The organism is Limnobacter sp., assembly GCF_964228395.1.
Taxonomy (GTDB): domain Bacteria; phylum Pseudomonadota; class Gammaproteobacteria; order Burkholderiales; family Burkholderiaceae_B; genus Limnobacter.
Genome location: NZ_CAXQZX010000008.1, coordinates 1 through 19,068, shown reverse-complemented (window position 1 = coordinate 19,068; position 19,068 = coordinate 1). Strand labels below are relative to the sequence as shown.

Here is a 19,068-nt window from a genome sequence, read left to right as displayed (position 1 = left end):
TGCCCACCGCTTGCGTGTTTCACAATGTTCAAACATCAAAAAAATGTAGCTATGCATCACCACAGGGAGAATCAACGTGCTTTCCACCATTCGCGCAAAGTTTATTGCCAGCATTATGGCGGTGGTTGTTCTGGGGCTCATCATGGGGGCCATGGGTGTTTACAACAGCCAGCAAATCATGAAGGCCAACGCCAAAAACGACTTCACCCATGAAATTATTGAAAACGTGATGCTGGTGAAGGAAAGCCTGCTGAACATTGAAACAGCAGAGCGTGGCTACTTGGTGCGCGGCGATGAGGTGTATCTGCAGCCGTATTTTGATGGCAAGCAAAAGCTGCAAAGCCATCTGGAAACCACGATGAAGTTGACTGCACACAACCCATTTGTGACTGAGCGGCTTCGCATGTTCAATGCACAGTACAACCAGTGGTTGGAAGGTGTGATCGACCCGCTCATCGAAGCACGAAAGCAGCTGAATGAAGGCTTGATTATGCAGTCTGATTTTGAACTTGAAATTCAAAACCGGCCCGGCAAGCCGTTCATGGACAAAATGCGCACCGTGCTGAGCGAAGTTGAGGCGGAGGAATTTCGCCTGCTCAGAGAGCGCAAGGCTGTTGCCGAAGCAACCTATGAACGTTCCATCTGGATTGCCATTGGGTTGACCATTCTGGCTTTGGTGGTGGGTTTGTCGCTGACCTTGTGGATTTCGGCAGTGCTCAAGCGCAAACTCGATGTGGCCAAAAAACACCTTAACGCTCTTGCCGATGGTCGCCTGGATTCCCGCATCGACATTGAAGGTCGCGATGAAGTGGACGAGTTGTTGCAAACCCTGAACAAGGCGATTGGCAACCTTCGCAATTTGATTATGAGCATCACCCAGTCCAGCAACTCCCTGACCGAAAACTCCAACGCAGTGCGCACATCGTCCGACGAAATGAGCCGGGCCGCCGCCGAGCAGGCGGACGCCACTGCGTCCATGGCGGCAGCCGTGGAGCAGCTCACGGTGAGTATCGGTCAAATCACCGAGAACTCAACAGAGGCCTCATCCACAGCCACCGAGGCCAAAGCGTCGGCTGACGAAGGCATGAAGAGCCTGGGCAATGTGGTGCAAAGCATCCGCAGCATTGCAAGTTCTGTGAATGGCAGTGCCAAGTCGGTGCGTTCGGTGGCTGAGCAGTCACAGGAAATTTCCGAAATTGTGTCCACCATCACCGAGATTGCAGAGCGCACCAACCTGCTGGCTCTGAATGCGGCCATTGAAGCCGCCCGGGCTGGGGAGAGCGGTCGTGGTTTTGCGGTGGTGGCCGATGAGGTGCGCAAGTTGGCGGAGCAAACCAAAGGTGCGACTGATCGAATTTCGGGCATGGTGGGTCAAATTCAATCCGTGACCCAAGAGGCCAGCAACAAAATGGATGAGTCGGTGAGCCTGGTGAAAGAGGGCATTTCTCAGGCCGATGCAGTGTCGGGCACCATCACAAAAATTCGTCAAAACGCGGACCGTGTGAACGAGGCCATCCACGCCATTTCGGTGTCCATGAAAGAGCAAAGCAATGTGAGCGTCGAAATTAGCCGCAACGTGGAGCGAGTGGCCCAAATGACAGAAGAGAACACTGCCTCGATTGGCCAGAACAAACAGATTTCTGACCAAATTGCAGATCTGTCCCTGGCGTTGAACCAGTCGGTGCAGGTGTTTAAGGTTTAATTTTTTCTGAGTGTTTCAACGATTAGTTTTTCTAGCTCGGCCATGAGTTGGGGTTTTACCCGCAACAAAGCCATTTCAAGAAGCTCTGGTAACTGAGCTCTCAAAATTTCCAGCCGGGGGTCGCTGTTGCGCTCCCCGGTTGAGTTCTCAATCTCCTGCAAGCCACTTTCAATCACTTCGGTCAACAGCGGTGGCCCGCCATCAAAGTGTTCACTCATGCTTGCCACTCCTTAGGCGTTGGCGCGGTCAAAGGTATTTAGCGGGTAGCCACGCTCTTTGTAAAATTTGTAGCGCTGGCGTGCCAGGGCTTTGTTGTCTTCGTCGGTGCCCACAATTTCTACCAACCGTTCAAAGCGGGCAAAAAATGGCGGCCATTGCTCGTCCAGGTTGATCAGCAGATCGTAGTGGGCAATGTCATCGGCTTTGTCGGTGAGCACAATGGGCGTGTCGGCCACACCGGGGTGGCCGGTTTGCACATGGGGCAAAAAGTCTTCTTCCGAAAAGGTCCACAGCAGCTTGTCAAGGTTGTCGAGCACCTCGGGCCGCGTGCTGTAGCACACCACTTTTAGGCCACTGCCGTACGCCTTGCGAATTAATCTGCAGGTGTACAGCAGGTGGTCGCTCACATTGAGATGAAAATCAATGCGGGTCATGACCGCTTCAGCCTTTGGCCCGGTTCAATACAAATTCGGCCAGCAAGGGCACTGGGCGACCACTGGCGCCTTTGGCTTTGCCCGAATGCCATGCGGTCCCTGCAATGTCCAGGTGCGCCCAATCGTAGGCCTTGGTGTATTTTTGCAAAAAGCATGCGGCCGTCACGCTGCCAGCGGGGGGGCCACCAATGTTGGCCATGTCCGCAAAATTACTTTTCAGTTGCTCGTGGTATTCCTCGTCCAGTGGCATGCGCCACGCGGTGTCCAGCGCTTTTTTGCCAGCCTGCAGCAATTCGTCGGCCAGTTCGTCTTTGTTGCTATACAAGCCGCTATTTACATGGCCCAGCGCGACAATGCAGGCGCCGGTCAGCGTGGCCACATCGACCACGGCGGCGGGTTTAAAGCGTTCCACATAAGTAAGCGCGTCGCACAAAATCAGCCGGCCTTCGGCGTCGGTATTCAAAATCTCGATGGTTTGGCCGCTCATCGACACCACAATGTCACCCGGCTTGCTGGCGTTGCCTGCAGGCATGTTCTCGGCCGAGGGCACCACCACAATCAGGTTGATGGGCAGCTTCAGTTCAGCCACGGCTTTCATGGTGCCCAGCACACTGGCGGCGCCGCACATGTCGTATTTCATTTCGTCCATGTTGGCGCCTGGCTTGAGCGAAATACCACCGGTGTCGAAGGTGATACCTTTGCCCACCAGCACCACGGGCGCATCTTTGGGGTTTTTTGCGCCGTTGTACTTCAGCACAATCAGCTTGGGGGGTTCACTGGAGGCCTTGCCCACCGACAGCAGGCTGAACATGCCCAGGCTTTCCATTTTTTTGTGGTCCAGCACCTCTACACCAAGCTTGTACTGCTTGGCCATGGCCTTGGCGGTTTCGGCCAGGTAGTTGGGGGTGCAAATGTTGCCGGGTAGGTTGCCCAGGTCTTTGGTGAGGTGCATGCCGCAGGCAATCGCCCATCCCGAGTTGGCACCTTTCTCAACCGCGTTTTGGGTAGATTTGGTGCAAGCCAGTTCGAAGCTGGGCAGCACGGCAGGCTCATCGTCTTGTTTGCGGCAAGCCGAAAAACTGTAAAAACTTTCCACCAGCGTGCGGGCGCAGAGGGCGGCCGCTTCTTCATCATTGCTGTCCGCAGGTAGCTCTTGGTTGAGCGAAAAAAATACCTTGCCCGCTTTCAGGGACTTAACCGCCTCGGCGGCGGCGCTGCTGGCTTTGCGCAGGGCTTTTGGGGTCAGTTTTTCTTTGTCATCCAAACCCACCACCACATAGGCGGCTACACCCTTACCCGGGTTAAACAGCACACGGCAGGTGCCCGCGTTGCCCAATGTTTTATCGGTTTTGCAGGCGTTGCTCAGCAGACCATCGGTGTCGATGTCCGCCCGTTTGCCGGCAGCGCTTAGTTCGCCACCTTTGAAGGCAGCCACCACGGCCACGTCGCAACCCTTGGCTGGCACTGGGCCGCCAGCTTGCACTTTGGCCACAGGGCCACTGCCGGCCTTAAAGGCAAACATGGGTGGCGGGGTGGGGGTGCTGGTTTTGGCGGGTTTTGCGGCGGTGGTTTTGCGGGGTTTGGAGGTGCTCACGTTGGCGGTCATGGTGTTTCTCTATAAAAATGCATGAGACAATCTATCATTATTAACAAGCCGCCGCGGGGAGTCAAAGCGCCCCGCGCTTGTTCCGCATGTTGTTTCGTTCTTCCTTCAAAAAGGATTTTGCCCAAACCGCGGGTGCCACCTTTGTGGCGCTGTTCACCATCATTGTAACCACCGTGTTGGTGCGCACTTTGGGGCAGGCTGCGGGTGGCAAGGTGGACAACGCTGAAGTGTTCACTCTCATCTTGTTGGGCGGGCTGCAGTATCTGCCCGCGGCTTTGGTGATCACCGTGTTTATTTCTGTCATGGGCGTGGTGTCGCGGGCCTTCAAAGAGCAAGAAATGACCGCGTGGTTTGCATCTGGCCTGTCTTTGTTGGCCTTGGTGCGCCCGGTGTTGCGTTTTGCCGTGCCGCTCACGGTGTTGGCCTTGGTCTGCTCCGTGTGGCTAACCCCCTGGGCCAAGGCCGAATTAAGCGCGGCCAAAGACCGCTTTGCCAAGCGAAGCGATGTGAGCAAGGTCAGCGCGGGGCAGTTCCGTGAGTCGGGCGAGGGCAACCGCGTGTTTTTTGTGGAGCGGCAGTCCGAAGCCACCAAGCAGGTTGAAAACGTGTTTGTGGTGGATAGCCGGGAGGGTTCGCGCACCATTGTGTCGGCTGCGCGCGGCAGTGTGGAAGTCAACGCCGATGGGCAACCTTACCTGGTGCTGAGCGAGGGGCGGCGCGCCATGCTCGATGGCACAGGCGAGCGTTTTACCACCACCGAATTTGACACCTATGGCCTGGCCATCGACAGCACCTTGGGTTCGGCCCCCAGCTTTCAATTGCAGCACCGCCGAATCGATTTGTTGTTGGCCGATTTTTCCCCCGAGGCCCAAGGGGAGGTGTTGGGTCGCGTCAGCTTGCCTCTGTCTGCCTTGGTGCTTGGTTTGCTGGCCATTCCACTGGCTTTTGTAAACCCGCGGGGTGGTAATTCACTCAACCAGTTGTTTGCATTGTTGATCTACCTCACCTATAGCAATATTGTGTCCATCACACAAAGCATGGTGGCCCAGCAGAGCCTCAATTTTTGGGTGGCTTTGGTGCTGCCCCACGCGGCTGTGCTGGTGTTGTTTTATGTGCTGGTGTTGCAGCGCAATCGCCCAGCAGGCGCAGGCCTTTTGTTTTTTAAACGTCGCCGTCGGGGGCTGGATTTGGCCGATGTCGTGGCCAGCCAGGAAATCAAATCATGAGAGTCTCCAAGGTCACCAAACCTTTCACCGTGCCCCATGCGCTCATGGTGTACTTTCGCCGAGAGCTTTACAAAGCCATCAGCTTTGTGATGATCGCCTTCGTGGGGCTGTTTGCGTTTTTTGACCTCATCGCTGAGGTGGATCGCTTAAGCCTGCCGGGCACCAGTTGGTTGTATTACTTCGGCGCGGTGTTGCTCGGTCTGCCTGCCCGCGTGTACGAAATCGCGCCAATCGCTGCGCTGATTGGCTCTATTTACGCCTTGGTTCAATTGGCGGCCAGCAGCGAGCTAACGGCCATGCGCGCAGCAGGATTAAGCACCACCAGCATGCTTAAAATGTTGGTGCGCATTGCCATGGGGGTGGTGGTCATCACCGTGCTGTTCGGTGAGGGAATTGCTCCCCTGGCCGAGCGTGCGGCTGTGCCCATGCGGGCCAAGGCCCTGGGCTACGAGGTGGACCGAGACTTTCGCAGTGGGTATTGGATGCGAGACACCTACAACAACCCCGCCACAGGGCCTCGCGTGCGTTTTGTCAATTTCAACAGTTTTGACAAAGACGGCGAATTGTTGCTGCTTGAGTACTATGAACTGGACGCCGATTTCAGAATTCGCGAATGGGTGCGCGCGCAAACCGCCACCTACAACCCTGAAGCGGGCAACTGGACACTCAATGGGGTTTTGCGCCAGCGTTATTTCGACGAAGCGGTCAGCAACCCAAACGCAGCAAAAGCGGGTCTGACCATACAAGCTTCTCCCTTTGAGGCTGTGGACAAACTGGCTTGGGAATCGAATTTGTCACCAGAGCTGCTCACCGGTCTGTTTGTGCGGCCCGATCGCATGAGCGCCTGGCAGCTTTACAACTATTCGCAATTTCTGGCGAGCAACCTCCAAAACACCGACAACATCGACCTGGCTTTTGCAAAAAAGCTGATGTACCCATTTGCCATTCTGATCATGATGATGATCTCGCTGCCCTTTGCCTACCTGCATTTCCGCTCGGGCTCGGTCAGCGTCAAGGTGTTTGCAGGCGTCATGATTGGTGTGGGCTTTCATCTGGTGAACAATTTGTTTTCTCACCTCAGCATGGTCGCCAGCTTCCCGCCTTTTGTAAGCGCAGCCCTGCCCAGCATCACCGGTTTTGTGGTGGGTATGCTGGCCTTGTGGTGGGTGGCGCAGCCTGCGCCTTGGCGCAGTTTGAACAGTTTGGTCAAACGCCCTTTAAAACAAGGGCAGTGAAGGAGTACAGGCAAGATGCAAAAAGCCATTGTTTTGTTTGGGCATGGGGCTCGCGACCCGCAATGGGCCGACCCCATGAAAAAGTTGCAGGCCATGTTGATGGACCAGTTGCCCCATGTGAATGTAGAACTCGCGTTTCTTGAATTGATGGCCCCCAGCTTGCCTGATACAGTGGATTGTATGGTCCAGGGTGGTGTGAAGCACATTCAGGTGGTGCCCATTTTTTTTGGAAAAGGCGGACATCTTAAAAACGACTTTCCGGTGTTGATGGCGCAAATGAAAGAAAAGCATCCGCAGGTGCACCTCGAGGCCACCTCGGCCGTTGGTCAGTGGGATGCCGTGTGGCAGGCCATTGCACGACAAATTGTTCAGCAGTCTCAATAAATGTCTCAACAAATCTTTCGGAGATTCTTCATGAAAAAATGGTTGCTGTTGTGTGCCCTGTGTTTGTCTGCTCCTGTGTATGCCCAATCCACCCAGGCAGCCTGTGAGGCCAAGGCCGTTAGCAAAGAGGGCAAGCCGCTCAGTGGCGCTGCCAAAAACTCTTTCATGAAAAAATGCTTGACCGAGAACAAAGCCAGTTGCGAAGAGCGAGCCATTGGCAAAGACGGCAAGAAGCTGGCTGGTGCAGCCAAAAATTCGTTCATGAAAAAGTGTGAGGCAGAGGCGGGTTAAGCGTCGTGGGCCGGCGCAATGTTTTGCCCGGCCTTGGCCTCAGTGTTTTGAAAACACCGTGGCCTGCTGTTTGAGTTGAGTCAAATCGCGCACCAACAGGTGCGCCTGCAGATCGTTGTGCCAGCTTACCTGCCCACTCGTTAATACCTCGACCCAAGTGGGCAAATCCATACCCAAGTTTTGTCCGCTGTGGCCGTACATGCTCGTCCATTGTTCACTTTGCGGATTCAAACCTTTGACATGACTAAGCTGCCCCTTCGGGCCAAATTGGGCAGAAAATGCCAACCCTCCCCAACTCAATTTTCCTTGGCCGCGTGGCTGAATAAAGCGCCCCTCTGTGGCCACTTGGCCGTTGTACTCCAGCCCACACGGAAAACGCACCTGGCCCATTTGGTATTGCCGGTGTAACACCAGCCATTTGGCTTGCAGACCTTCGGTGTCTAAGTAGGTTTCTTGGAAACCTCGCTCTCGATCAAAGTGCTTGGGGCGTACCAGCAAAAAATCGTGCCCGCCGTCGCCAGCGTTGATCACCAAGTCCAAATGTTTGGGCTGCCCCGCTGTGCTGTAGCCCATGCCCACAAAATATTTTGGCAGGGAGGGGTTGTCATAAATTTCCTGCCGGCTTTTGGTCAATTGCGATAGCTCAATCGCTTGACCTGCAAAAAACAGCCAGTCTCGGTGGTGCTTGCTTTGTGCTTGCTCGCCTAGAATGTGTTGTCTCACAAAACCATGAGGCGTCAGCATTCGGCTTTGGTCAAGGGCAACACCCCAAATGGCATTGTACTGCCCGTCAAAATCGACAGGCGGGCGCATCAGCGAATGAGGCCTCACGACACGGAATGACCCTGTCCAGGCAGTTTCAAGTCCCTCGCTGGATTGAGCCACTTGCCAAAGCGTGCCCAATACCCTACCGGTGGCTGTTGTATAGCCGTTGAATGAGCCTTGACCGCAGGGCACTTGATGAACAAAGCCCTCAAACCCGGGGGTGGGCCATTCCATGGGCTTGCCCCACACATGTGGGCGAAACGCGTAATTGCTGTGCATGCGCGTGCCTGCCAGGTCGGCCATAGACACCAGCAGCTCTATGGGCAGAGTAGAGTTTTCGTCAACCAGTGTTAGCTGTTTTTCTGCTTCGTCTGGGTTGTTGGGTTGCAGGTGCCCAAATGCCTTCAGTTCGCCCGCAACAACGCGGCCTTTCCAGCGAAAACTGACCGGGCCAGACACGGCCAATTCGCAATCTTGCTCCAAGCGATGTTCTGTACTGTTCCAGCCCAGGGTATTGGACAGGTGCACAATGCCATGTGGGGGCACAGCCAGTTTGCCCGTGGCGTGTAGGCCGCGCTTGGAGGCGACGGCCCCCCAAATGTTTTTAAGTTTAGGCGCGTCCGCGTCGCTTGCCTTCTGGTATTGCATGCGCATGCATGTTCTGCCGCGCGGGTCGGGAATATAAACCGCGCACTCGCTGGCTTGGTGGTTTTTAATTGCATGCTCAATTCGCAGGTCAGCGATGGCCGATTGATCAAGAAGAAGTCCTTCTTTCATTGCAAGAGCGGCGCTGTCCAGCCCATTGGCTTTGAGCAACTCATGACCATTGAATAAGCCTCGAAGAGACCACTGGTTTTGTTCAAGGCGTGTACCCGGCAGCAGGCTGCTGCATAATGTTCGACCCAGATCAAGAAGCCCGCTTAGCCCCTCACTTTGATTGCCAGCCACCATATTGACCAATGTGCCAGTGAACTGAAAATTGCTTTGTGCTTTGGCATGACCGCAAAATAAGCTGCCATCCATCCAAAGCATGTCCAGTCGGGCCTCCGAATTGGGCTCGTTGGGAAACAAGGTGCCAAAGGCAGACGCCGTGATGAAGTGCTGATGCTTACCTGCGTCAACGGTTATCAGTGATTTGCCCGGCTCCACTTTGAGTTGTAGCTCTGGCAGCTTAAACTCCACGCGGTTTGCGCGAATCTGGATAACTGTGCGCAGCAAGGGGGGTAAACCTTCTTCGCCAAGCCTTGTTGTGAGTACCAGCAAATCCCTATGCAAACGCTGTGTGGGCATGGGGTCTTTTTCTGCACCCAACGATACAGCGGAGCCAGGTAGCAGGCTTTGCAAGACCAAGCCATGGGCTTCAAGAATTTTGAAGAAGTGAATGCTCACTGCCTGCTTGCTGTCACCTGGCATGGGGTCATCGGTGGGTGGATAGTCGCCCACCGCTGAGAAAATATTCACCCAGTCTTCTTTGCTGAATTTGAATTGTTCCAGCCGCTCTATGGCATGGGTCAGCCCCTCAGGGCCAGATCTTTCCAGCACCCGGATCATGGCCGCAAGCACATGTGGGCAACGTGGCTCAAGGCCGTGAATGCTGCGTTTGCTCAAGGCGCGGTCGAGCCAAAATTGCAGGGTGTGGTTTTCGTCACCAGCCAGCCAGCCCAACATATGAATGGCTTGGGTGGTGTAAGGTTCGTTGCCCATGTTTGCCACTTGGCGCAGGTATTCGCCAAACACCTGTGACAGTTCTTGGTCTGGTATGTCGTGCAAGCCGCGCCAGCCTTGCAATGCTTTAAAAAATTGGGCGGGCTCGACGAGATTTGCTCCCAGTGCGGCACTGACTATGGGAGGAAGCTGTTTTTCAAACAACGAACCTGTGTTGAGCAAGGCCTTTAATGCAGCTCGGCAGTTCAAGCCGATTTGACAGGCGTTGGTCAGTTTGGTCAAGGTGAGGGCTTGCATGTCGGGTTGCTGTAGTGCCTCGTGCAGTTGCTCAAGCGTTGCAAACTGGCTCCAAGCCAAAAGCTCCGATTTGAGCGTATTGTGCTCTGGATGTGCCGCTGCGGCCAGCACGGGTTGCCAGAGGCTTGCTTTTTGGTCATTGCTGAGCTGGCTGCCTTCGTAGGTGTTTGACAGAACGCGCAGTGCAATGTCGTTCATCACTTCAGCCGTTGCTTCAGCGCCAAATTGCTGGGCAATCTTGGGTTGCAGCAGGGTGGCCGAAGGGTTGTTGCTTAGGCGGTAACTCAGGCGCTTCAAACCGTTTTCAATGCTGGGGTTGAACCACAAAAATTGATGTTGCTTAAGCCAATTCACTAGCAAGGGGTGGTAGCGCCCAATCACAACGGCCTTGCGATCTACAGTGTTAAACGCGATGCCTTGCGACGATTGAATGGTGTCGTAGCTGAGTTGCCTGCTGTTGCAGATGTTGAGGTCAATGGTGCTTGCACCCTGTTGTGGGTAGCCAATGCTCAACATCAGCCTTGTCCATGCCCCTTGTTTTTGCCAGCTTGTTTTGCTGAACCACTGCGTGGCCGCACCAGGCCGCGCTGCGCTGCTGCTGGTATTACTTTTGGACTCCAAAAAAGCCTGCAGTTTTGCAAGCAGCTCTTTGGAAGGTGTGCGGCCTGGAAGCGGGATCTGCAGGTCAATGTCAGCCGGGGTTTGATTGCTTTTCCATTGCCAAACTGCGGAGCCTTTCAACATGGCGTCGGTGACCTTCAGGTCTTTAAGCAGTTGCGCAATAGATACCTTCGCCCACTTGTCGGCATGTCGCGAGAAAACCCTCACTGGGCGATTTAAAAAATCGGCAAATGTTTTGTAAGAGGTTTCAGACCGATAAGCGGGCTCAGAGGTTTCAGCAGACCAGCCTGAGGGGGGGCTGATTGCGGAGGAGGCGGGCATGGTGAAAACGAAGGGCTCTGTTGAAAAGAGCACCTAAGTGGTCAAATGAATGCTGAAAGTTCAGGCTGCGCGCGCGTGTGAACTGTCGCTTAAAGGGCTTGTGCTTGTGTCGCGTAGAAGCGTGGCACACGCTTTGCGCAAGGCTTCGCCAATTAAAATAAGGCAAGGACCGTCGGTGAGCTGATCTGCCGAAAAGCCGGGCAGCTCGGCCAAAGTCAGTGGTGTGAATTTTTCTGCGGGCAGCGACACACTCTCGCACAGCACCACGGGGGTGGCCGGGTTGCGACCTTTTTCAAGCAGGGCGGCAGCCCAAGGGCCAGCTTGACGCAGGCCCATGTACACGGCGACAGTGTCATTTTCTGTGCCAGTGAACAATTCGGTGCTGGGCACCTCGTTGGCCCCCACCGATGGCGTGGTTAGCGTGAGGCTACGCGCTACACCGCGTCAAGTGAGTGAGGCTTGCACGCTGCTGGCCGCAGCCAGCGCGGCTGGTACACCGGGAACCACTTCAACGCTGTGCCCGGCGGCTTTGAGTGCCGTAATTTCTTCGTCGGCTCGGCCAAACACCATGGGGTCGCCGCCCTTTAGGCGCACAACCAATTCGAATTTGTCAGCCGCTTCAACAAGCTGCTTGTTGATGAAGTGCTGGGCTGTGGATTTTTTGCCGCAACGTTTACCAACGGCGACAAGTTTTGCATCGCGGTGCGCTTCAGAAAGAAGAGAGGGACTGACCAGCGCGTCGTAAAACACGCAGTCTGCCTGCATCAACAGTTTCAGGCCGCGAACGGTGATCAAATCCTCCGCTCCGGGTCCTGCTCCAATCAATACAACGCGTCCCATCTCAAAAGTCCCTATTTAAGAACCAAGCAACCAACAACCGGGTGAAGGGTCGTTGCTTAGTTCTTTGCAACGATCATGCCAGCCGCCACCGTTTGGTTGGTGGCACTGTCAATGAGGATAAAACTGCCTGTTGCACGACATTGTGCGTATAAATCGGCCACCAAGGGCTGAGCAAGCACCAATTCGATCTGGGCGATGTCATTCATCTGCACCGTTTTGGTGCTTTCACCATGCATCAGGGTATGAATATCGAGCACCTGATTCACTGATTTGATTTTGGCCTGGGTTTGCCGCGTGGTTTGCTTGATCCAGTATTTGCGGGCCGGGTTCAGAGGCTCGTTGTCTAGCCAGCAAATGTCGGCGGTGAGCGCTTTGACAGGTGTGTGGCTGGCGGTGTCGGTGGCGCTTACAATTTGATCGCCTCGGGACACATCCACATCGCGGTCCAGCACCAAGGTGATGCATTGCCCCAAATGCGCTTCGGGCAGGTCTTCGTTGAGGAACACAATGCGCTGCACCACGGCCTCTTGGCCTGATGGATGCACCACCACGGTGTCGCCCACTTTGATGCTGCCGCCCTCTACGCGGCCCATGTAGCCACGGAAGTCTTCTGCCTTGTGGCCGTCGTGACGGGCCACCAACTGCACAGGGAATCGAAACCCTACCTTGTGAGCCGCTTCAGCACGGTCGGCGCGGCTGGGAATGTTCTCCAGAATGGGCAACAAAGGCTGACCGGTGTACCAGGGAGTTTTGGGGCTGGCGGTGACCACGTTGTCGCCAGTGAGTGCCGAAATCGGCAACACGCGAGCCTCGGGCACACCCACGGTGTTGGCCAGCGCCAGCACCGCCTGTTCAGTGGCGCGGAACTTTGCTTCATCAAAGTCCACGAGGTCCATTTTGTTGACCGCAAACAAAATGGCGGGAATACCGAGTTTGCCTGCAATGGCGCTGTGGCGCTTGGTTTGGGCCAGCAGGGTCGCTTTCAGGCCGTTGGCGCTGTCCTCAAAGCTGACGCGAGTAATGTCCACCAACACAATGGCCACGTCTGCTGTGGAAGCACCGGTCACCATGTTGCGGGTGTACTGCTCGTGTCCCGGTGTGTCTGCCACAATAAACTTGCGCGACGGGGTGGCAAAGTAGCGGTAGGCCACGTCGATGGTGATGCCTTGCTCGCGCTCGGCCTCCAGTCCGTCGGTCAGCAGTGAGAAGTCGATGGCGTCGCCGGCCACGCGCTTGTGCTTGGCCTTCGAAATGGCGGCCAGTTGGTCAGCAAAAATACCTTTGCTGTCAAAAAGCAGGCGGCCGATGAGGGTGGATTTACCGTCGTCCACACTGCCTGCGGTGATGAAGCGCAGCACGCCGTGGTCCTGGGTGCTCAGTTTAAGGGCTTCGTTGATTGCGTTCATGGTCTTCATCTCAATAATGGTTCACTGGCCCGTGGATTAGAAATAACCTTCCTTCTTGCGGCGCTCCATCGAGGCCTCGGAAGTTTGGTCGTCCATGCGGGTTGCGCCGCGTTCGGTGATGTCGGTCACGGCGGTTTCAGCAATAATTTCTGCGGGTGTGGCTGCTGTGCTGGCTACAGGGCAGGTGCAGGTGATGTCACCCACCGTGCGGAATCGCACTGTGCGGGTGGTGACGGTTTCGCCTGCTTTGGGTTGAGTCATCTCGGTGATGGGCACCAGCAGCCCGTTGCGCTCAATCACTTCACGCTCGTGGGCGTAATAAATATTGGGCAGATCCAGCTTTTCGCGTTCGATGTATTGCCACACGTCTAGTTCGGTCCAGTTGGAGATGGGAAACACGCGCATGTGTTCGCCCGGGTGCACGCGGGTGTTGTAGAGGTCCCATAGCTCAGGACGCTGGCTCTTGGGGTCCCATTGACCAAAGCTGTCGCGGAAGCTGAAGATACGCTCTTTGGCGCGGGCCTTTTCTTCGTCACGACGTGCGCCGCCCATGAGGGCATCAAAGCCAAACTCCTCTTGGGTTTCAAGCAAAGTAACGCTTTGGAATGCATTGCGCGAGGCCTCGGGGTGGGGCAGGCGAATGGTGCCGCGCTTGATGGAGTCTTCCAGCGAGCGAACAATCAGTTCTTCACCCAGTTGCTTGGCTTTCCAGTCGCGAAATTCAATCACTTCCGGAAAGTTGTGTTCGGTGTCGATGTGCACCAAAGGGAAGGGGAACTTGCCAGGGCGAAACGCTTTTTCGGCAATGCGAAGCATCACGATGGAGTCTTTGCCGCCAGAGAACAGCAGCGCGGGGCGCGCGCATTCAGCGGCCACTTCGCGCATGATGTAAATGGCTTCTGCTTCCAGCCAATCCAGGTGAGACATCGTGTGTACTTGGGTGCTCATGTTAACTCTCAGTGTTGTCGTCGTATTCGGTGTGGCGACAGGGTTTATCGCTTCAAATTGGCGTTGTGCAGGCCACATTCCTTGCTGGTGGGATCTTCCCACCACCAGCGGCCCGAGCGGATGTCTTCGCCAATGGTGATGGCGCGTGTGCAGGGCTCGCAACCAATGGAGGGAAATCCCTCGAAATGCAGCTTGTTCACTGGCACATCAAACTGGCGCACATAGGTCCACACATCGGCCTCGCTCCAGTCAGCCAATGGGTTGAATTTTTCAATGCCGCGATCAGCGTCGAATTCTCTCACAGGCAAGGCAGCGCGTGTGGCGGCCTGAGCCTGGCGCTGGCCAGTGATCCAGGCTTGTGCGCCCTGCAGGGCACGTGCCAAGGGCTCAACCTTGCGAATGCCGCAGCATTCTTTGCGTAGCGCAGTGCTTTCGTAAAACGCGTCGCGCCCTTTGGTGCTCACGTACTGCTCCACCGCTTCAGCCTTGGGTTCAAACCACTGTACTGTGCGGCCATACTTGGCTTGCAGTGCAGGGGCCACGTCCAGAGTCTGCTGATGCAGGCGACCGGTGTTCAGGCTGAATACGCGAATGTTAAGGTTTAATCTTGCCACCACATCAAACAGCACGTTGTCTTCTGCGGCCAGGCTGCTGGCCAGCGCGATGTGTTCGAATTCCTTCGCCGCGTCTGTCAGCAGGGTTTCAAGGGCCTGCACTTTTGCAGCAATGTCAGTGTCAGGCTGGTGGGGGCCACGAAACACGGCAATCGCCTGCTCTTGAGAGCCCTGTGTATTGTTTACTGCTGCTTCTACACTGTGGAACCTGGAGGCTGATGCGCTGTTGCTCATGATCAGGCCTCCGCCGTAGCGCGCCGATTGAACACGGGCAGCGAACCATCGGCGCTTGTTTGATAGGGAATCGTGAAATCAGCAAAGGCATTCAAAGCGTCTTCCAGCGATTTGCCTTCTTTGATATCAAATTGCGTAAAACCGCATCGGGCCAGATAAAAAAACTGGTCGCGCCAAATGTCGCCGAAGGCACGAATGTCGCCCTGAAAGCCATAACGCGCGCGCAGCAGGTATGCACCTGAATAACCCTGACCAAATTTGAACACCGGGAAGTTGAATGCGATCAGCTTGAGCACATTGACATCGCCCTGCAATAGTTCGGGGTTGTCCTCAGGGTTGAGGTAAACCCCCAATTCGCCGGCCTGCGCGCGTGCCGTTAGCGCCGCCTTGTTGGCCTCCCAAGCCGACAAATGAACCAGCACTTTGCCCTCTTGGGGAATGGCCACGGGGGCGTCTGCGGTGCCTGGTTCAATCACGGTGAATTGATTGTCCACAATTTGGGCTTGGCCATTCATGGGCTTATGAATGATTTTTTTCATTACGCAGCCTCCTTGTTGGCATATACATGGTCTTTGAAGGGTTCAGCGCCGATGCGGTCCAAGGTGTCGATGAACAGCTCATCTTCATGGCGCTCGCGCACATACACTTCAAGCAGTTTGACCACCACGCCGGGCACGTCTTCGGCATAGAACGATTTGCCAATCACCTTGCCGATGGAGGCGTTGTTGCCTTGGCGACCACCCAGGGTGACTTGGTACCACTCTTCGCCATTTTTATCCACGCCCAAAATGCCGATGTTGCCAATGTGGTGGTGGCCACACGAATTGATACAGCCCGAGATGTTGAGGCTGAGGTCGCCCAAGTCGAATTGGTAATCCAGGTCGTCCACTGCCTCTTGAATACCCAAGGCGATGGGGATGGATTTGGCGTTGGCCAGGGAGCAAAAATCGCCGCCGGGGCAGGCAATCATGTCGCTCACCAAACCGATGTTGGGCATGGCGAGTTTGTTTTCTTTGAGGGTGCTCCACAGTTCAAACAGGTCTTGCTCTGCCACATCGGACAGCACAAAGTTTTGCTCGTGGGTCACACGAAGTTCACCGAACGAATATTGCTCGGCCAGGTCGGCCACAAGCCGCATTTCTGCAGACGTGGCGTCGCCCGGTGCAATGCCTGGGCGCTTAAGCGAGATACTTACGGCCACGTAACCGGGCTGGCGGTGCGCGCGGGCGTTGCGTGTCAGCCAGCGATCAAAGCCCACATGCTTTTGGCGAAGGCCACGATTTTGCTCGGCAACATTGGCCAGCTGCGCATCGCTGAACTGCTCATAAGCAGGTGCAGTAAAGTATGCGGCCACGCGGTCGAATTCTTTTTGAGGGATCACAGACACACCGCCCTTGATGTGCTGCCATTCTTCTTCGACCTGCTTTGCAAATTCCTCGGGGCCGATGGCACGCACCAAAATTTTAATGCGGGCCTTGTACATGTTGTCGCGTCGACCATAGCGGTTGTACACGCGCATGACCGCCTCGATGTAGGTGAGCAATTCCTGCCAAGGCAGGTCATTCTTGATGACTGAGCCGATCACCGGGGTGCGGCCCAAGCCACCGCCAGCCAGCACTTGGGCTACCACCTCGCCAGCTGCATTGCGGCTCAAATTGATACCGATGTCATGAACTTGCACAGCAGCACGGTCTTCCAATGCACCATTGACAGCAATTTTAAATTTGCGTGGCAAATGGGCAAATTCTGGGTGGAAGGTACTCCACTGGCGGATGAGCTCGCAGAAAGGCCGTGGGTCAACCAACTCGTCTTTGGCGATGCCAGCAAAAGGATCGCTGGTGGTGTTGCGAATGCAGTTGCCGCTGGTTTGAATGGCGTGCATTTCAACATCAGCCAACTCAGCAAGAATGTCGGGCACGGTTTCTAGCGCAGGCCAGTTGTATTGTATGTTTTGGCGTGTGGTGAAGTGGCCATAGCCGCGATCGTATTTGTCGGCGATGTCAGCCAGTTTTCGCAATTGGTGCGCGCCCAGCAAACCGTAGGGCACCGCCACGCGCAACATGGGCGCATGGCGCTGGATGTACAGGCCATTTTGCAGGCGCAGCGGGCGAAACTCCTCGTCGCTCAGTTCGCCCTTCAGGAAACGCTCGGTCTGGTTGCGAAACTGGGCCACGCGTTCGCGCACGAGGGCATGGTCGTAGTCGTCGTATTTGTACATTTACATCACCAATTTTGCGGCCACGGCGGTGAGGGTCGTGGCCAATACCCCGCGCAAAAACCGTTCTGGCACTGCGCGACTCAAATAACTGCCCACTGTGATGCCGGGAATGGACCCGATCAACAGTGCGCCCAACAAGCCAAAATCCACGGTGCCCAGGCTGAAATGACCAAAAGCAGCCACCGTTGTAAGGGGCACAGCATACGCGATGTCTGTGCCAGCAATTTCGGATGCTTTCAAATGTGGGTACAACATGAACAGCGCCATCACACCCACCGCGCCTGCACCAATTGAAGACACGGTCACCAGCATGCCAATCACGGCAAATGCCACCACCGTGGCCACGCTGCGCGTTTTGTCTTGCAACTGGGCTTTGGGGTGATTTTGCAGCCATGTCACCACCTTGGTTTTGAAAATAAGGGCGATGACGGTGAGCATCACGCAAAAAGCGATGGACCAACGAATGAATTGGTCAATGGGGCTGCCCTTGCCCGCGTTTTGAATGTCGAGCCCGTGCAAAATCCCGATGGTGACCACCGAGGCGGGCACGCTACCCAAGCAGGCCAGACCCACAATTTTCCAATTAACCGTGTTGCGCAATCGGTGCACAAGCGTGCCTGCACCCTTGGTAATGGCGGCAAATGCCAAATCGGTGCCCACGGCCGTGGTGGCGGGCACGCCAAACAACACGGTGAGCAGAGGGGTCATCAGGGAACCGCCGCCCACGCCGGTGAGGCCGACCAGCAGGCCGACCGCCAAGCCGGATACAACATAGACGACGTCGATTTCAAAAGGCACGTTGCTGCTCGTCAAATGGTTTGGGGGACTTGAAGTGTAGACCGTCTCGCTTATAATTCAAACGATAGTTTTCCCATTTATTTATGCCTCAGCGCTATAAAGGCATTTTCTGAGCAGGTGCTCCATGAACCTCCACCAGCTGCGTTTCGTCCGCGAGGCCGTGCGGCACAACTTCAGCCTGACCGACGCCGCAAAAGCGCTATTTACCTCGCAGCCGGGGGTGTCCAAAGCCATCATTGAATTTGAAGAGGAACTGGGCTTCCAAATATTTAAACGCCATGGCAAGCGCATCAAAGGTTTGACGGCGCCAGGGGAGCTGGTGGTCCAGGCCTGTGAGCGTGTTTTGGCCGAGCTTGAAAACATCAAGCGTGTGGGCGAAGAATTTGCAGCCCGCGAAAGTGGTCAATTGACCGTGGCTGTGACCCACACCCAAGCTCGCTACGTGCTGCCACAGGCCGTGGCTGCATTTCGTAAAAAATTTCCAAAGGTCAAGCTTATTCTATTGCAGGGCACGCCCGAGCAATTGGCTCAGTGGGTGCGCAAAGATCAAGCCGATCTCGCCGTGGCCACTGAGGCCCTGGCCGATGAGCCCGATTTGGTGACCTTTCCCTGTTACGACTGGGGCCATGTTGCGGTGGCCCCCAGCGATTCGCCTTGGTTAAAACCATTTGTGGGCAAAGAGGCGCGGCAAATGGCCTTGGCGGACTTTGATCAAATGCCCATCATCACCTACGAAACCCATTTCGCAGGTCGAAAAAAAATTGATGCAGCGTTTGCAAAGTCTTCGGTCAACATCGATTTGGTACTCGAGGCCATTGATGCCGATGTGATCAAAACCTATGTTGGTTTGGGGCTGGGGGTGGGCATTATTGCAGAGGTGGCCTTTGATGCCACCAAAGACCAAGGCCTGGTGGCTGTGCCAGTGGACCACCTGTTTGGGCGCAACACCACGCGCATTGCCCTAAGGCAGGGGGTGTTCATGCGAACCCTGATGTATGAGTTCATCGCTGTGTTTGCGCCAATGCTCACGCCCAAGCTGATTGATCGGGTGCTGGGGGGCGGGCAGGCGTACGACATTTGATTGAGCAGCGTTTTGGCTGATCGCGCAGCGTTTTGTGCCGGGATGGCACAAGTCGCTGGGCCTGGGATTGGCCCTTTGGAGTGTTGTGCGCCGCGCTTCTAGGCTGGGGCGGCCCAAGCCACTGGGCCTGGGATCAGCCCGTGGTCCCCTTCTTGTCCCTTCC

General features: G+C 55.6%; 16 protein-coding genes and 1 pseudogene. 6 read left to right on the top strand and 11 right to left on the bottom strand.

The window, feature by feature from the left end; all coding sequences use genetic code 11:
* Nucleotides 1–76 precede the first annotated feature (76 nt).
* The gene (locus tag ACEQU8_RS00780) at nucleotides 77–1,702 is read left to right on the top strand and encodes a methyl-accepting chemotaxis protein (RefSeq protein ID WP_370260782.1); all 1,626 of its coding nucleotides are present in this window, start codon (nucleotides 77–79) and stop codon (nucleotides 1,700–1,702) included.
* Here ACEQU8_RS00780 and ACEQU8_RS00775 read toward each other — a convergent pair.
* From ACEQU8_RS00775 to ACEQU8_RS00765, 3 genes are read right to left on the bottom strand one after another with little or no spacing between them, the layout of a single operon-like run.
* Entirely contained in the window at nucleotides 1,699–1,920 is a 222-nt protein-coding gene (locus ACEQU8_RS00775) for a hypothetical protein (RefSeq protein WP_370260781.1), read from the bottom strand. The genes ACEQU8_RS00780 and ACEQU8_RS00775 overlap by 4 nt on opposite strands.
* 12 nt (nucleotides 1,921–1,932) lie before the next feature.
* Nucleotides 1,933–2,355, bottom strand: a complete 423-nt coding sequence (locus ACEQU8_RS00770; RefSeq protein WP_370260779.1) for a DNA polymerase III subunit chi — start codon at nucleotides 2,353–2,355, stop codon at nucleotides 1,933–1,935.
* A 7-nt stretch (nucleotides 2,356–2,362) separates the two neighbouring features.
* Complete coding sequence (locus tag ACEQU8_RS00765) at nucleotides 2,363–3,961, bottom strand: leucyl aminopeptidase (RefSeq protein ID WP_370260778.1); 1,599 nt, start codon at nucleotides 3,959–3,961, stop codon at nucleotides 2,363–2,365.
* Nucleotides 3,962–4,047: 86 nt separating this feature from the next.
* Here ACEQU8_RS00765 and lptF point away from each other — a divergent pair, with 86 nt between their 5' ends.
* From lptF to ACEQU8_RS00745, 4 genes are read left to right on the top strand one after another with little or no spacing between them, the layout of a single operon-like run.
* On the top strand, nucleotides 4,048–5,187 hold the full coding sequence (gene lptF / locus ACEQU8_RS00760) for an LPS export ABC transporter permease LptF (protein WP_370260776.1): 1,140 nt from the start codon (nucleotides 4,048–4,050) through the stop codon (nucleotides 5,185–5,187).
* Nucleotides 5,184–6,422: an LPS export ABC transporter permease LptG gene (gene lptG, locus ACEQU8_RS00755; RefSeq protein ID WP_370260775.1), complete on the top strand. Its 1,239-nt coding sequence runs from the start codon at nucleotides 5,184–5,186 to the stop codon at nucleotides 6,420–6,422. The genes lptF and lptG overlap by 4 nt, the downstream gene beginning before the upstream one ends.
* Nucleotides 6,423–6,437: 15 nt before the next feature.
* Nucleotides 6,438–6,806, top strand: coding sequence for a sirohydrochlorin chelatase (locus tag ACEQU8_RS00750; RefSeq protein WP_370260774.1), 369 nt, complete (start codon nucleotides 6,438–6,440; stop codon nucleotides 6,804–6,806).
* 30 nt (nucleotides 6,807–6,836) lie between these two features.
* On the top strand, nucleotides 6,837–7,097 hold the full coding sequence (locus ACEQU8_RS00745; protein WP_370260772.1) for a hypothetical protein: 261 nt from the start codon (nucleotides 6,837–6,839) through the stop codon (nucleotides 7,095–7,097).
* 39 nt (nucleotides 7,098–7,136) lie between these two features.
* Here the strand turns inward: ACEQU8_RS00745 and ACEQU8_RS00740 are convergent, their stop codons facing one another.
* The 8 genes and pseudogenes from ACEQU8_RS00740 to ACEQU8_RS00705 all read right to left on the bottom strand — a co-directional run bounded on the left by ACEQU8_RS00740 (nucleotide 7,137) and on the right by ACEQU8_RS00705 (nucleotide 17,824).
* Nucleotides 7,137–10,766 carry a hypothetical protein gene (locus tag ACEQU8_RS00740; protein ID WP_370260771.1) on the bottom strand — a complete coding sequence of 1,210 codons (3,630 nt, stop codon included), beginning with the start codon at nucleotides 10,764–10,766 and terminating at the stop codon, nucleotides 7,137–7,139.
* Between the two features lie 60 nt (nucleotides 10,767–10,826).
* Nucleotides 10,827–11,606 (bottom strand): annotated as a pseudogene (gene cobA, locus ACEQU8_RS00735) (uroporphyrinogen-III C-methyltransferase).
* Nucleotides 11,607–11,662: 56 nt separating this feature from the next.
* A complete protein-coding gene (locus ACEQU8_RS00730; RefSeq protein WP_370260770.1) occupies nucleotides 11,663–13,012 on the bottom strand; it encodes a sulfate adenylyltransferase subunit 1 in 1,350 nt (449 codons plus the stop codon).
* Nucleotides 13,013–13,048: 36 nt separating this feature from the next.
* A complete protein-coding gene (gene cysD / locus ACEQU8_RS00725; RefSeq protein WP_370260769.1) occupies nucleotides 13,049–13,960 on the bottom strand; it encodes a sulfate adenylyltransferase subunit CysD in 912 nt (303 codons plus the stop codon).
* A gap of 44 nt (nucleotides 13,961–14,004) precedes the next feature.
* Nucleotides 14,005–14,808, bottom strand: coding sequence for a phosphoadenylyl-sulfate reductase (locus tag ACEQU8_RS00720; protein WP_370260767.1), 804 nt, complete (start codon nucleotides 14,806–14,808; stop codon nucleotides 14,005–14,007).
* Between the two features lie 2 nt (nucleotides 14,809–14,810).
* On the bottom strand, nucleotides 14,811–15,347 hold the full coding sequence (locus ACEQU8_RS00715) for a DUF934 domain-containing protein (protein WP_370260766.1): 537 nt from the start codon (nucleotides 15,345–15,347) through the stop codon (nucleotides 14,811–14,813).
* On the bottom strand, nucleotides 15,347–17,026 hold the full coding sequence (locus tag ACEQU8_RS00710) for a nitrite/sulfite reductase (protein WP_370260765.1): 1,680 nt from the start codon (nucleotides 17,024–17,026) through the stop codon (nucleotides 15,347–15,349). The genes ACEQU8_RS00715 and ACEQU8_RS00710 overlap by 1 nt, the downstream gene beginning before the upstream one ends.
* A complete protein-coding gene (locus tag ACEQU8_RS00705) occupies nucleotides 17,027–17,824 on the bottom strand; it encodes a sulfite exporter TauE/SafE family protein (protein ID WP_370260763.1) in 798 nt (265 codons plus the stop codon).
* A gap of 124 nt (nucleotides 17,825–17,948) precedes the next feature.
* Between ACEQU8_RS00705 and ACEQU8_RS00700 the strand changes: the two genes are divergently transcribed.
* On the top strand, nucleotides 17,949–18,905 hold the full coding sequence (locus ACEQU8_RS00700) for a CysB family HTH-type transcriptional regulator (protein WP_370260762.1): 957 nt from the start codon (nucleotides 17,949–17,951) through the stop codon (nucleotides 18,903–18,905).
* Nucleotides 18,906–19,068: the final 163 nt, after the last annotated feature.